The organism is Mycobacterium sp. MS1601 (assembly GCF_001984215.1).
GTDB lineage: Bacteria > Actinomycetota > Actinomycetes > Mycobacteriales > Mycobacteriaceae > Mycobacterium.
Window position 1 is genome coordinate 6,115,957 of record NZ_CP019420.1, and the last position, 13,514, is coordinate 6,129,470.

Annotated in this window: 13 protein-coding genes; 4 read left to right on the plus strand and 9 right to left on the minus strand. The window is 66.1% G+C overall.

Annotation, left to right across the window (positions count from 1 at the left end; translation table 11 throughout):
* Window positions 1-198: 198 nt before the first annotated feature.
* Window positions 199-3,678, plus strand: a complete 3,480-nt coding sequence (gene car / locus BVC93_RS29150) for a carboxylic acid reductase (protein WP_083740440.1) — start codon at window positions 199-201, stop codon at window positions 3,676-3,678.
* Here car and BVC93_RS29155 read toward each other — a convergent pair.
* Together BVC93_RS29155 and pdxR are read right to left on the minus strand one after the other, a co-directional pair.
* Entirely contained in the window at window positions 3,675-4,052 is a 378-nt protein-coding gene (locus BVC93_RS29155) for a DUF1304 domain-containing protein (protein WP_083740441.1), read from the minus strand. The genes car and BVC93_RS29155 overlap by 4 nt on opposite strands.
* The gene (gene pdxR, locus BVC93_RS29160; protein ID WP_236950516.1) at window positions 4,049-5,434 is read right to left on the minus strand and encodes a MocR-like pyridoxine biosynthesis transcription factor PdxR; all 1,386 of its coding nucleotides are present in this window, start codon (window positions 5,432-5,434) and stop codon (window positions 4,049-4,051) included. Before pdxR ends, BVC93_RS29155 begins: the two co-directional genes overlap by 4 nt.
* A gap of 69 nt (window positions 5,435-5,503) precedes the next feature.
* On the opposite strand from pdxR, the gene BVC93_RS29165 reads away from it, so the two are divergent.
* Together BVC93_RS29165 and BVC93_RS29170 are read left to right on the plus strand one after the other, a co-directional pair.
* Complete coding sequence (locus tag BVC93_RS29165) at window positions 5,504-6,172, plus strand: pyridoxamine 5'-phosphate oxidase family protein (RefSeq protein WP_083740443.1); 669 nt, start codon at window positions 5,504-5,506, stop codon at window positions 6,170-6,172.
* The gene (locus BVC93_RS29170; RefSeq protein ID WP_083740444.1) at window positions 6,169-6,861 is read left to right on the plus strand and encodes a type 1 glutamine amidotransferase; all 693 of its coding nucleotides are present in this window, start codon (window positions 6,169-6,171) and stop codon (window positions 6,859-6,861) included. Before BVC93_RS29165 ends, BVC93_RS29170 begins: the two co-directional genes overlap by 4 nt.
* A gap of 83 nt (window positions 6,862-6,944) precedes the next feature.
* Here BVC93_RS29170 and BVC93_RS29175 read toward each other — a convergent pair whose 3' ends face one another.
* From BVC93_RS29175 to BVC93_RS29200, 6 genes are all read right to left on the minus strand, one after another.
* Window positions 6,945-8,120 carry a Fic family protein gene (locus BVC93_RS29175; protein ID WP_236950174.1) on the minus strand — a complete coding sequence of 392 codons (1,176 nt, stop codon included), beginning with the start codon at window positions 8,118-8,120 and terminating at the stop codon, window positions 6,945-6,947.
* Window positions 8,121-8,438: 318 nt separating this feature from the next.
* Window positions 8,439-9,500 carry a Holliday junction branch migration DNA helicase RuvB gene (ruvB, locus tag BVC93_RS29180; RefSeq protein WP_083740446.1) on the minus strand — a complete coding sequence of 354 codons (1,062 nt, stop codon included), beginning with the start codon at window positions 9,498-9,500 and terminating at the stop codon, window positions 8,439-8,441.
* Window positions 9,497-10,090 carry a Holliday junction branch migration protein RuvA gene (ruvA, locus tag BVC93_RS29185; protein WP_083740447.1) on the minus strand — a complete coding sequence of 198 codons (594 nt, stop codon included), beginning with the start codon at window positions 10,088-10,090 and terminating at the stop codon, window positions 9,497-9,499. The genes ruvB and ruvA overlap by 4 nt, the downstream gene beginning before the upstream one ends.
* Window positions 10,087-10,641: a crossover junction endodeoxyribonuclease RuvC gene (gene ruvC, locus BVC93_RS29190; RefSeq protein WP_083741447.1), complete on the minus strand. Its 555-nt coding sequence runs from the start codon at window positions 10,639-10,641 to the stop codon at window positions 10,087-10,089. The genes ruvA and ruvC overlap by 4 nt, the downstream gene beginning before the upstream one ends.
* 87 nt (window positions 10,642-10,728) lie before the next feature.
* The gene (locus BVC93_RS29195) at window positions 10,729-11,097 is read right to left on the minus strand and encodes a hypothetical protein (protein ID WP_083740448.1); all 369 of its coding nucleotides are present in this window, start codon (window positions 11,095-11,097) and stop codon (window positions 10,729-10,731) included.
* A gap of 15 nt (window positions 11,098-11,112) precedes the next feature.
* Window positions 11,113-11,715 (minus strand): TetR/AcrR family transcriptional regulator, encoded by a 603-nt coding sequence (locus tag BVC93_RS29200; RefSeq protein WP_083740449.1) that lies wholly within the window; start codon window positions 11,713-11,715, stop codon window positions 11,113-11,115.
* Window positions 11,716-11,780: 65 nt separating this feature from the next.
* Here BVC93_RS29200 and BVC93_RS29205 point away from each other — a divergent pair, with 65 nt between their 5' ends.
* Complete coding sequence (locus tag BVC93_RS29205; protein ID WP_083740450.1) at window positions 11,781-12,608, plus strand: alpha/beta fold hydrolase; 828 nt, start codon at window positions 11,781-11,783, stop codon at window positions 12,606-12,608.
* Window positions 12,609-12,692: 84 nt separating this feature from the next.
* Here BVC93_RS29205 and BVC93_RS29210 read toward each other — a convergent pair whose 3' ends face one another.
* Complete coding sequence (locus BVC93_RS29210) at window positions 12,693-13,448, minus strand: YebC/PmpR family DNA-binding transcriptional regulator (protein WP_083740451.1); 756 nt, start codon at window positions 13,446-13,448, stop codon at window positions 12,693-12,695.
* Window positions 13,449-13,514: the final 66 nt, after the last annotated feature.

The following is a 13,514-nucleotide window of genomic DNA, read 5'->3' on the forward strand; positions in this document are numbered from 1 at the left end:
TGTTCGGCAGCCTCCGTGACCGCAATCACCCTGTTCCAGCGCCCTTCGACTGTGATGGTCGCCACAGTGTCACAAGTTCACAGCGAACTTACAGCACTGGTGGGATTAAATTTAGTTTTACTAACGTAGCTTATTTTGTGGCGCGCATTGCGCCGCACGATTTGATTTCAACCTGCTAGCACCAAGGGGACTCCCGCGATGACTTCACATGACGACGCCGACACCCGCGACACCCGCCTGGTCCACCGCATCGCCCGCCTGTACGCCACCGACAGCCAGTTCGCCGACGCCCGCCCCAGCGACGCCATCAACGCCGTGGTGGACGACCCGGATGTCGACCTCAACCACATCGTGGAGACCGTCATGGTCGGATACGGCGACCGACCCGCCCTCGCGGCGCGCGCCGTCGACCTGACCGTCGACCCGGAAACCGGACGCACCAGCGCGACACTGCTGCCCCGGTTCGACACCATCACCTATGCCGAACTGTGGAATCAGGTGCGCGCGCTCACCAACACCTGGCACCACGACGGCGTCCAGGCCGGCGACCGGGTCGCAATCCTGGGCTTCACCAGCGTGGACTACACCGAAGTCGACATTGCCCTGATCGGACTCGGCGCGATCTCGGTGCCGCTGCAGACCAGCGCTCCCCTGGCCCAACTACGCCCCATCGTCGAGGAGACCGAGCCGGTGGTGATCGCCTCGAGCATCGACTTCCTCTCCGACGCTGTGGAACTCGCCGAGTCTGCGCACCAGCCGCGGCGTGTGGTGGTGTTCGACTACCTGCCCGAGGTCGACGACCATCGCGATACGCTGGCATCCGCACGGCAACGCCTGGCCGGATCGCCCGTCGTCGTCGAGACCCTTGCTGACGCACTGAGTCGCGGTCGCGGACTCCCGGACACACCGCGCCCGATCAGGGACGAGGCGGATCCCCTGACCCTGCTGATCTACACCTCCGGCAGTACCGGCGCACCCAAAGGCGCGATGTACCCGGAAAGCAAGGTCGCCGCGATGTGGCGGGCCTCCGCACGCGCTGCATGGCACTCCGATCAGGAAGCACTGCCCGCGATCGTGCTGAGCTTCATGCCGATGAGCCACGTCATGGGCCGCAGCAGTCTCTATGGAGCTCTGTCAACCGGTGGCACCGTGTATTTCGCTGCGCGAAGCGACCTTTCGACGTTCCTCGACGATCTTGCGCTGACCAAGCCCACCCAGCTGACGTTCGTTCCCCGCATCTGGGAGATGCTGTTCAACGAATACGAGAGCCGGGCTTCTCACGGTGACGCCGCCGAGCTACGGCAGTCGCTGCTCGGCGACCGCTACGTCAGCGCGATGAGCGGATCAGCGCCCATCTCACCCGAGCTCCGCACCTGGGTCGAGGACCTGCTCGACCTGCACCTGGTCGAAGGCTACGGCTCGACCGAGGCCGGCGCGGTGTTCGTCGACGGGCTGGTGCGCCGCCCGCCGGTCATCGACTACAAGCTGGTGGACGTCCCCGAACTCGGCTACTTCCACACCGACCGGCCCCATCCTCGTGGCGAACTGTTGATCAAGAGCGAACAGCTGTTCCCCGGTTACTACAAGCGTCCCGACGTCACCGCAGAGATGTTCGACGAGGACGGTTTCTACCGCACCGGCGACATCGTGGCCGAACTGGGCGTCGACCACCTGGAGTACCTGGACCGTCGCAACAACGTCCTCAAACTTGCCCAGGGCGAATTCGTCACCGTATCCAAGCTGGAGGCGGTGTTCGACAGCGCACCACTGGTGCGGCAGATCTACCTGTACGGCAACAGCGCCCGCTCCTACCTGCTGGCTGTTGTGGTGCCTACCGAGGCCGCACTGGCCCGAGAGGACCTCAAAGCTGCCATCTCGGATTCGCTGCAGCGCACAGCGCGGGCTGCCGAGCTGCAATCGTATGAGATCCCGCGCGACTTTCTGATCGAGACAACACCTTTCACGTTGGAAAACGGTCTGTTGACCGGTATCCGCAAGCTCGCGCGGCCGAACCTGAAGACGCACTACGGTCCCCGCCTGGAAGAGCTCTACACCGAACTGGCCGACAGCCAGGCCGGTGAGTTGCGCCGGCTTCGGGCCGACGGAGCCGATGGACCGGTGCTCGACACTGTGAGTCGCGCCGCCGGTGCACTGCTGGGTGCAGCCGCATCAGAGCTTCGTCCCGACGCGCACTTCACCGATCTCGGCGGCGATTCGCTGTCGGCGTTGACGTTTGCCAACCTGTTGCGGGAGATCTTCGACATCGACGTCCCGGTGGGCGTGATCGTCAGCCCAGCAACCGATTTGGCCGCCATCGCAGCATTCATCGACAGCGAGCGCAGCGGCGACAGCCTACGTCCCACCTACAGCAGCGTCCACGGCCGAGACGCCCACGAGGTGCACGCCGGCGACCTGACGCTGGACAAGTTCATCGACGCGCACACCCTGGCTGCCGCACCGTCGCTGCCCGGGCCGACTCAGCCTGTGCGTACCGTGCTGTTGACCGGCGCCACCGGCTTCCTGGGCCGCTATCTCGCCCTGGAGTGGCTGGAAAGGTTGAGCCTGGTCGACGGCAAATTGATCTGCCTGGTGCGCGCCAAGTCCGATGAGGACGCCCGCAAGCGCCTGGACGCGACCTTCGACAGCGGTGATCCCGAACTGCTGCGCCATTACCAGGATCTGGCCGCCGAGCACCTGGAGGTGTTGGCCGGCGACAAGGGCGAGGCCGACCTGGGCCTGGACCCCGAGACCTGGCAGCGCCTGGCCGACACGGTGGACCTCATCGTCGATCCGGCCGCGCTGGTGAACCATGTGCTTCCCTACAGCCAACTGTTCGCACCGAATGCCCTGGGCACTGCCGAATTGATCCGGATCGCGCTCACCACCAGGATCAAGCCGTTCGTCTATGTCTCCACCATCGGCGTCGGCGCGGGCATCGAGCCGGGACAGTTCACCGAGGACGCAGACATTCGCCAGATCAGTGCCACCCGTGCTGTCGATGACAGCTACGCCAACGGCTACGGCAACAGCAAGTGGGCCGGCGAGGTGTTGCTGCGCGAGGCTCACGACCTATGTGGTCTCCCGGTGTCGGTGTTCCGGTGCGACATGATCCTGGCCGACGTGACCTACGCCGGACAGCTCAACCTGCCCGACATGTTCACCCGGATGATCTTCAGCCTCATGGCGTCTGGCATTGCGCCGGAGTCGTTTTACCAACTGGACGACCAGGGCGGCCGCCGACGCGCACACTACGACGGGTTGCCGGTGGAGTTCGTCGCCGAAGCCATCTCCACCCTGGGGGTGAATGTCAGCAGCGGCTTCGAGACCTACCACGTGATGAACCCCTACGACGACGGGCTGGGCCTGGACACGTTCGTGGACTGGCTGATCGAGGCCGGTTACCCGATTCACCGCGTGGCCGGATACGACACCTGGCTGGCCCGGTTCGAGACGGCGTTGCGCGGCCTGCCCGACAAGCAGCGCCAAGCATCACTGCTTCCGCTGCTGCACAACTACGCTCATCCCGAGTACCCGATGCAGGGGTCGTTGGCGCCAGTGGACCGGTTCCGAACGGCGGTGCAGGACGCCAAGATCGGCCACGACAAGGACATCCCGCACCTGTCGGCGCCCGTCATCGTCAAGTACGTGACAGACCTGCAGTTGCTCGGTCTGCTCTAGGAGATAGCCAGCAACACCACGGCGATCGCCGGCAGGGTGCCCTGCGTCAGCGCAGCACGCACCTTGTCCGGCGATGACGCCACCAGCACCACTGCTGCAGCCGCCATGGACCCCGCGCCGGCGAACACGAGTGCGGCACCGACAGCGCTGTGGCCCAACAGGACGGCCACGATTCCGACACCGGTGACCACCGCGAGGAACAGGTTGTAGAAACCCTGGTTGAGGGCCATTGTCTTGGTGGTTTCAGCTTCCTCGGCGGTGGTGCCGAACGTCGCGCGGGTGCGCGGGCTGGTCCAGGTGAAAGCCTCCATCACCCAGATGTAGACGTGTAACAGGGCGGCCAGCGCCGCGAAGATCAGAGCCGCTGTAGTCATGATCTGTCGACCTTACGCAGTTCTGGGCAGTTGCGGAGCATCCCCAAGGCATTCCGGATGTCGGCGGGAGCGTGAGCGCTGTAGCCGAACACCAGGCCGGGTTTGTCGTACTGCGGCCGGAACCGGAACTCATCGAGATCCAGTAGCTCCACCCCCTGCTGCGAGGCCTCGTCGACCACCTGCGCCGAACTGAGTTCCGGCTGCAGCATCGCCACGATGTGCAGCCCGGCATCGATGCCGATCAGGTCGACCACCGCGGGCACCGCACGCAACTCCGCCAGCAAGGCGCGACGACGATCGGCGTAGATCCGGCGCGCTTTCGCCACATGCCGAGACAGTTCGCCGGCCGCGATGAACCCCGCCACGCCGTCCTGAACCGCGGTGGCCACCGTCGGCCCCAGATCCTCGCGAGCTGCGCGCACAGCATCGACCAAATGCAGCGGTACTCGTAGGTAGGCCAACCGCAATCCGGGGTCCAGAACCTTGGACAGCGTGCCGATGAACACCACACTCGACAGCGGCGACAGCCCGGCCATGCTGGTCGACGGCGCCAGTCCGAAGCTGAATTCCCCGTCATAGTCGTCTTCGATCACCACGGCACCGGTGCGGTCGGCCCAGGTGATCACCTGACGTCGCTGCGCCTCGGACAACCGGTGTCCCAGCGGGTAGTGGTGGCTGGGTGTCAGGTACACCCCGGCCGCGTCGCAGGAGTCAAGCAACCCCGGCACTCGACCGGGGTCGGTGACGTCGATGGGAGCCACGCTCACTGCGTTGCGGCGCAAAACATTACGGATCGCCGGGTAACCGGGATCTTCGGTCGCCACTGTCGCTCCAGCCCAGCCCAGGGCGGCCACCAGCAGTGTCACCGCCTCGGCCGTACCTGCACACACCACGATCTCGGCGGGGGTGCAGGCCAGGCCGCGTGCTGAAGCCAGATATCCGGCCAGGGCCGCACGCAGCGCAGGCACCCCGCAGGGGTCGGGAGCCGACGCCGACGGTGCACCCGGACGCCACAGCCTGCGCCAGGCTCCGGGACTGAGCAATGCCGGGTCCACACCGCCGGGCCGCAAGTCGAACAGCGGCACCGCGGTCGCGGCGGGGGTAGGCATCGGCATGCTGGTGGCGGAATCCCGGCCGGCGACAAACGTCCCCGCCCCCTGCGAACTGACCACCCAACCGTCACCCTCGAGTTCGAGATAGCAGTTCGTCACCGTCGTCCGGGAAACCCCGAGTGCGGCGGCAAGCAACCGGGTGGACGGCAACGGGTCCCCGGGGGCCAGCACGCGGTCGGTGATGGCATCGCGCAGCTGCGTGAGGATCTGGGTGCGTACCGGTACCGGCGAACCACGATCGAGCGTTACCGCGACGTTAAGATCGTTCACCAAGTGGCACACCGCCTTACACCCGAAGTGGACCTCACTTTCCACGCCTTGTACGGCGATCATTGTGTCATGTCAATCGACACCGACACACCGCCGAACACCGAGGTCAATCGCTACAAGTGGTTGCAGACCCACAGCCGCGAGGACCTTTACGACATTCTCGATTCGGGCCTGGTCGCCCACGTCGCCTATATCCGCGACGAGTTCCCCATCGTGATCCCGATGAACTACGTGCGTGACGGGGACGCGGTGTTGATGCACGGGTCGACGGGAGCGGGGCTGAACAAGGCTGCTCGTGCCGGGGTGGCCCTGACCCTGACGGTGACCCTGATCGACGGGCTGGTCTACGAGTACTCGCTGTACAACTCGACAGTGAACTATCGCAGTGTGATGGCGTTCGGGACGGCCACCCCGGTGCCCGAGGAGGACAAGGAGCGGGCGGTGCAGCTGCTGTCCGAGCGACTGATGCCGGGCCGCTGGTCCGAGACTCCCCCGCCCACCAGGAAGGAGTTGGCCTCGACCTACATCCTGCGGTTGCCGCTGGACCACGCCAGCGCCAAGATCCGCAAGGGCGGCCCGTCGTACGACCCGGTGCCCGGAGTGTGGACCGGACATGTACCCATCAACACGGTGCTCGGTGAGCCCGTGACGCAGCCCGGCGTCGGCACGGCGGTTTCGGCATCGGTGGCCCAGGCCCGGGCGCTGTTCGAGCGACAGATCTCCGTCATCCCCGAATGATCCTGGAGCTGCGGCACATCGAGTGCGAACCGCCGGGTTCCTACGCCCCGGTGCTCGACAAGTTCGCCCCTGTCCGGACTGTGCGACTGTGGACGGAACCGGTTCCGGACGACCCGACGGACTTCGCGGCCATCATCGTGATGGGCGGGCCGATGGGCGCAGGCGACGGTGCCGAGGTGCCATGGATAGACCGGGAGATCAGCTTCCTGCGCCGCGCCGTCGACGCTGATGTCCCGGTGTGGGGTGTGTGCCTGGGCGCACAACTGTTGGCCGCCGCTTTGGGTGCTCGCGTGCGCACCGGTCCGGCGCCGGAGGTCGGGATGGTCGACGTGACGTTCACCGGTGCCGCCGACCCTGTATGGCCTGATCTGGACGTACTTCCGGTGCTGCAGTGGCATTCCGACACGTTCGACCTGCCTGCGGGTGCAACGCTGTTGGCGAGTTCGACGGCCTATCCACAGCAGCTGTTCCGCTATGGCCGCAGTTACGGCGTGCAGTTCCACCTCGAGGCGGACGTCGCCTTGGCGCAGCAATGGCTGGCGGTGCCGGAGTACCGTTCTGCCCTGGAGTCGACGATCGGCGCGGGCGCGGTGCCCGATTTCATGGAAGCCATTGCAGCCAGCGAGGATTCGGCCGCCGACTTGGCGCAGGCCGTGATACTGCGCTGGCTGCAGATCGCGGTTGGCTAGGCGGCGCCTGACCCGTCCATTCCGTCGAGCGTTCGTGTCCCCGGTCGACACGCCGTCGACATCGTGGTGCCGTGTTCGCGGGATTACCCGCGCCGCCCGGCCCGCTCGGCGAAATCGTCCAGAGCATCCAAGATTTCAGGTGCTCGCCACGCGCGGTTGCGCGCCCGGTCGGTGAATTCGACGACGATGCCGGCCTCAGCGAGAGGACCGATGTGACGACGTGGATGGTCAGTGGAGAGACCCAGCTCATCGCGCAGGAGCACACCGTTGACGACCGGCCGCCGGGTCAAGAGGTCGGCAACTCTCCACACAGCCGAATCCGACCTCGCGGTGACCCGGTGATTCCAACTCTCGCGGATGTCGCGCAGCGCGCTGATCAGCTGGCGGCCGTTGACCACGGCGCGCTCGCTGGCGTGGGCGAATCTCTCGACGATAGGCGCAGGATCGCCTTCTCGGTAGGCGGTAAGGGCGGCGAAGTAGCCGTCGGTGTCCGACAGCAACCCAGCGGAGACTGGGACTGTCACCTGACGGGTCAAACCTTTGTTGCGCAGCATCGACTGGACCAGAGCTCGACCCGTGCGACCGTTGCCGTCGGTAAACGGATGAATTGTCTCGAATTGGGCGTGCGCCAACGCGATCTGCGCGAGCAGCGCAACGTCGTCGCGGACGGCGAAAGCGATCAAGTCGTTGATCGCGGCGGGAACGCGCTCGTGGTGGGGCGGGACGAACATTGCGCCCAGCGGGCTGTTCCCGCCTCCGATCCATACCGGCTCAGCCCGCCACTGTCCCGGAGTGTGACGCGATTGCCCGACCATGAGGGCCGCGTGCATGGCCAGGATGGCATCGGCGTCGACGCGATCTGACAACTCGATGGCTGCGGTCATCGCGGCCGTGTTAGCGACTATCTGCTCGGCGTTGGCTTTACCCTTGCCGCCGCCGGGTAGTTCGGCCTCTGCGATGGAGCGCGCGGAGGCGGTGAGGTTTTCGATGCGGGAGCTGGCCGCGGACTCACTGCGCAAAAGCACGGCCGAAAAGGGGGCGATCTCGCCTCCGAGTTCGGCGTCGAATCGGGCGATGGCGAGGCTGGCATCCTCAGCTGCCGCGTAGACGTCCGACGGCAGCGCCACCTGTAGTTCGGCGATCGCCGGAGGGATCGCCGCCAGGTACCGCCCACCCCGACGAGACGACCTGGAGTACCTGTCGCTACTACTGGGAGTCCACTGCAGCGTCTCGTAGCTGAGCGCAGGAAGTGCCGTCACGCCTCCATGATAGCGACACTTATATATATAAGTGTCGCTGTGTCCGCAAGCTGACGACACCTGCGACACTCGACGTGTCGCCATCAATAACTTATGGCGACACTTGTTTGCATAGCTGTCGCCACAGCCCGAGATTCGCGGCAGCACCAACCAGGACAGCAACACCCTCGCCGAGCCGCGCCGCCGCGCGGTTCCACTCGTTGGCGGGGACTGGGCCAGTGCGCAGTCGCAGGCTCGCGACGGGGCTGGATTTTTTTCTTTCGCGCGCTGGGTCAGCCGATTCTTCGTTGCCTGCGCGGCGTCACTCCGAGCGAACTCCTAGTCGAACAGCACGGCCTGCCCCGCACCGGCGGCACCGGGGGGCGGCTTCATCCCCAGGTGCGTCCAGGCCAGGGCCGTCGCCACCCGGCCGCGTGGGGTGCGGGCAAGCATGCCGGCGCGCACCAGGAACGGTTCGCAGACTTCCTCGACAGTGGTGGCCTCTTCACCGACCGCGACTGCCAGCGTGGACACCCCGACAGGACCGCCGCCGAAGCTCTTGGTGAGCGCCGACAGCACAGCGCGGTCCAGCCGGTCGAGGCCGAGTTCGTCGACGTCGTACACCTCTAATGCGGCCTTGGCGACGTCGCGCGTGAGGATTCCGTCGGCGCGCACTTCGGCGAAGTCACGGACCCGGCGCAACAACCGGTTGGCAATACGAGGTGTGCCGCGGGAGCGGCGGGCGATCTCGGTGCTGGCGTCGTCACCGAGTTCGATGCCGAGAATGCGCGCCGAGCGGGCCAGCACACGCTCCAGTTCGGCGGGCTCGTAGAAGTCCATGTGCGCGGTGAAGCCGAAGCGGTCGCGCAGCGGACCGGTGAGTGCGCCCGACCGGGTGGTGGCACCCACCAGGGTGAACGGTGCCACCTCCAGCGGAATCGAGGTGGCCCCAGGGCCTTTGCCCACCACCACGTCGACGCGGAAGTCCTCCATCGCGAGGTACAGCATCTCCTCGGCCGGGCGGGCGATACGGTGGATCTCGTCGATGAACAGCACGTCGCCCTCAACCAGGTTGCTCAGCATGGCCGCCAGGTCACCGGCGCGTTCCAGCGCCGGACCCGATGTGACCCGCAGAGAGGAGCCGAGTTCGGCGGCGATGATCATGGCCAGTGACGTCTTGCCCAGGCCAGGAGGCCCGGACAGCAGGATGTGATCCGGTGTGCCACCGCGGTTCTTGGCACCCTCGATGACCAGCTGCAGCTGTTCGCGAACCCGAGGCTGGCCGATGAACTCATCCAGCGACTTCGGCCGCAAACTGGCGTCGATGTCTCCTTCTCCGACGGTGAGTGCGCCGGAAACCTCGCGTTCCTCTTCGGCTTCGCCGTCCTCGAAGCGGCTCACTTGTTCTTACCCAAGAGGTTCAGCGCCGACCGCAGCACACTCGAGGTGGTGGCATCAGGCTCAGCGGCCAGCACCTTGTCGGTGGCCTCTTCGGCCTGCTTCTGCGGGAAACCAAGGCCGACAAGCGCTTCCACCACAGGGGTACGGATGGCATGGCCGCTGGCAACCGCCGGGCCCGCGGACCCGGACACCGGACCGATCTTGTCGCGCAGTTCCAGCACCAACCGCTCGGCGCTACGCTTGCCGATGCCCGGCACCCGGGTGAGCGCGGTGACGTCACCGTCAGCCAGCGCCTGCCGTAACGCCTGTGCGTCATACACCGCCAGCGTGGCCAACGCGATCTTGGGCCCCACCCCGGACACCCCGAGCAGCGTGGTGAACAGGTCACGCGCATCGGCATCGGCGAAGCCGTACAGCGTCATCGAGTCTTCACGCACGATCATCGCGATGATCAACCGGGCCTCGGTGCCCCGCCGCAGCCCCGCCAGCGTCGACGGCGTGCACATCACCTTGTAGCCGACACCGGCGCATTCGACGACGGCGTGATCCAAGGCGATGTCGACGACCTCGCCGCGTACCGAGGCGATCACCGGGCTGCCTTCAGTTTGGCTTGGTAGCGCTTCTTCTGTTCGGCGGCCATGGCCTCGGCTTTGGCCATCCGCGCGATCATGGGGGCCCGCCAGCAGTGGCAGATGGCCAGCGCCAGTGCATCGGCAGCATCCGCCGGGGTGGGTTTCTGCTGCAGCTCGAGGATTCGGGTGACCATGGCGGTGACCTGGGCCTTGTCCGCGCGGCCGTTGCCGGTAACCGCGGCTTTGACCTCACTGGGGGTGTGGAAATGCACCTCGATATCTCTCTTGGCGGCCGCCAGGGCCACCACTCCGCCGGCCTGCGCGGTGCCCATCACGGTCGAGACGTTCTGCTGCGAGAACACCCGCTCGACGGCCACCACGTCCGGCTTGTGGGTGTCCATCCAGTATTCGACGGTGTCGCTGATGGCGAGCAGCCTGCGGTGCAGCGGAGCGTCCGACGGAGTGCGGACCACATCGACGTCCAGGGCGGTGACCTGACGGCCGGTTCCGCCCTCGATCACCGAGAGACCGCAGCGGGTCAACCCCGGGTCGACGCCCATCACGCGCAACAACGGTTACCCCTTCCGATACGAACAGCTGTTCGAGAGCGTAGCGGGTGCGGACGACAGCGGACGCCAGGGACACGCCCGTTGGGCTCAGGGGGCTTCGACGCCGCCGCTTTCGTGGAGTTCGGTGGCAATCGGCGGCGGTTGCTGCTCGTCTCCGAGTTCGCGCAACCCCGCGGTGATCTCCTTGATGCGGCGACCAGACGCGCGCCAACCCCGCACTTTCTCGACGCCGAACTCCTCACCGTCGCGTTCGGTGACCACTTTCCACGGCGCCCCGCAGAACTTGGCCAGCAGCCAGAACGGCCACAGCGCCAGCACGGGCAGCGCCAGCACGAAGACGAACGCCCCGAAGGTGCCGTTACCGGAGATGCTCACAGTGTCCAGCAGTGACCACAGCGACCACCACCGTCGGTGGATGCGCCATTTCACGCCGTCGGCGTCGCGGAACTCGGGCACCGGATCAGGATAGGGTCAGCCCGCCGTCGGTGCTGTCGCCGACGGCGACATCGCCACCCCCCGGTAACGTGGCGCCAGCGCCCGCCCGGCCAGGATCAGCGGTTCGGTACTACGCAAGGTGCGGGCCAGGATGAACGCCCCCTCCAGCGCGGATACCAATACCACGGTGAGCTCACGCGCGGTCTCCGAATCCAGGCCGCGCCCAACAAAATACGCGCTGCCCCCGTCCAGCCAGCCGGTGAACACCGCGGCGGCAGCCCGACGCAGCTCCTCGTCGATGTCGGCGGTCTCGGCGGCCACGCTGGCCACGGGGCACATGTTGGCGAAGCCGGTGCCTTCCATGTCCTCGGCGGCCTGGGCGAACACACTCTCGATGGCGGCACCGAGGTCGGTGTGCGGGGCCATCAGGGTGGGAATCAACAGGCCGTAGGCGATGCCGGCATTGGTCAGCGCCTCCCGGGCGATCTGCGATTTGCCGCCGGGGAAATGGTGGTAGAGGGATCCGACGGGAGCCCCACTGGCGGCCACGACGTCTTTCATCCCGACGGCGCCGTAACCCCGGTGCCGCATCAGTTCCGCAGCGGCCGTCAGGATCGACTCTCGAGTGGACCTTGCCATCGTCTCCTCCTGCGGACATACTAGAGCATACGTTCTAGAATGTTTGTTCTAGCGGAGGTTCGCCGATGAAATCCGTTGATGTGGCCGCAGGGACACTGCAGTACCGCGAGGAAGGCGACCCGACTGGACCGCCAGTGGTGTTGTTGCACGGCCTGCTGATGAACGATGCCCAATGGAACCTGGTTCTACCGTTGCTGCCCAAGGGTTTTCGCTATCTTCTCCCCGTCCTCCCGCTGGGCGGACACCAGGTGCCGATGCGCGCCGACGCCGACCTGACCATGCCCGGCATGGTGGGCGTCGTCGCCGATTTCCTCGACGCGCTGGAGTTGGTGGATGCCACGCTGGTGGTCACCGACTGGGGCGGGGCACTGTTCCTCACCGACATCGGGCGCGACAAACGAGTGGGCAGGCTGGTGATCTGCCCGTCAGAAGCGTTCGGGAACTTTCCGCCCGGACTGCCCGGCAAGATCACCTGGGTAGCAACCCGGACCTCGGCAACGGTGAAACTGGCCATGCGGCAACTGCGTGTCGGATGGCTGCGGCGACAGTGGTTCATGTTGGGTCTGATGGCGAAAAAGCCGGTGCCACAGGACATCGCCGATACCTGGCTGACGCACGGGATCTCCGATGCCCGGGTGCGCCGAGATCTGATCAAGTATTGCCGCACCCGCTTCGACAAAGTCGACTTGGTGCGCGCCACCAATCGGCTGGCCGACTTCCACGGCCAGACGCTGGTGCTGTGGACTCACAACCGGGTGATGCCCGACACGCATGCGCAGCAGCTGGCCATGCTGACCGGCGGCCGGTTGCGTTACATCGAGGACGCCAGCGTGCTGGTGATGCTGGATCAGCCGCAACAGACCGCGGATGCGATCAGTGAGTTCCTGACCTGAAGAGCCCGGCCCGCTCTCCCCGGGCTTGTCCGCCCCTCGCTCCGCTGGGGGTACCCGCACACCCGCCTCGGCGACCGGGCCGAGTCAGTCCTCGTCGAGCTGAGCAGCCACGTCGTCGGGGATGTCGACATTGGTCCAGACATCCTGCACGTCGTCACTGTCCTCGAGGGCGTCGACCAGCTTGAACACCTTGCGCGCGCCCTCGAGGTCCACCGGCACCGAGACCGACGGCTGGAAGCTGGCCTCGGCGGAGTCGTAGTCGATACCGGCCTCCTGCAGTGCGGTGCGCACGGCAACGAGGTCGGTGGGCTCGGAGATGATCTCGAAGCTCTCGCCCTGATCGTTGATCTCCTCGGCGCCGGCCTCCAGCACCGCTGCCAACACGTCATCCTCGGTGAGACCGTTCTTCTCCAGCGTCACCACACCCTTGCGGGAGAACAGGTAGGACACCGAACCCGGGTCAGCCATGTTGCCGCCGTTGCGGGTCATCGCGACGCGGACCTCGCCGGCGGCGCGGTTCTTGTTGTCGGTCAGGCACTCCACCAGGATGGCCACACCATTGGGGCCGTAGCCCTCGTAGGTGATGGTCTGCCAGTCGGCACCGCCGGCCTCTTCACCGGCGCCACGCTTGCGCGCGCGCTCGATGTTGTCGTTGGGCACCGAGCTCTTCTTGGCCTTCTGGATGGCGTCGTACAGCGTGGGGTTGCCAGCCGGGTCTCCGCCACCGGTGCGGGCTGCCACCTCGATGTTCTTGATCAGCTTGGCGAAGTTCTTGCCGCGCCGGGCATCGATGATCGCCTTCTTGTGCTTCGTGGTCGCCCACTTGGAATGGCCGCTCATCGGCGAACTACCTCTCTGCATGACTGCGAAGTTCGACCCGCCAGTCTACTGGGTGTTCACCGAGCT

Excerpts from the sequence above, each read along its gene's own strand:
- car (WP_083740440.1), top strand. The coding sequence starts at position 199 with ATGACTTCACATGACGACGCCGACACCCGCGACACCCGCCTGGTCCAC.
- BVC93_RS29155 (WP_083740441.1), bottom strand. The coding sequence starts at position 4,052 with ATGACTACAGCGGCTCTGATCTTCGCGGCGCTGGCCGCCCTGTTACAC.
- BVC93_RS29165 (WP_083740443.1), top strand. The coding sequence starts at position 5,504 with ATGTCAATCGACACCGACACACCGCCGAACACCGAGGTCAATCGCTAC.
- BVC93_RS29170 (WP_083740444.1), top strand. The coding sequence starts at position 6,169 with ATGATCCTGGAGCTGCGGCACATCGAGTGCGAACCGCCGGGTTCCTAC.
- BVC93_RS29200 (WP_083740449.1), bottom strand. The coding sequence starts at position 11,715 with ATGGCAAGGTCCACTCGAGAGTCGATCCTGACGGCCGCTGCGGAACTG.
- BVC93_RS29205 (WP_083740450.1), top strand. The coding sequence starts at position 11,781 with ATGAAATCCGTTGATGTGGCCGCAGGGACACTGCAGTACCGCGAGGAA.
- BVC93_RS29210 (WP_083740451.1), bottom strand. The coding sequence starts at position 13,448 with ATGAGCGGCCATTCCAAGTGGGCGACCACGAAGCACAAGAAGGCGATC.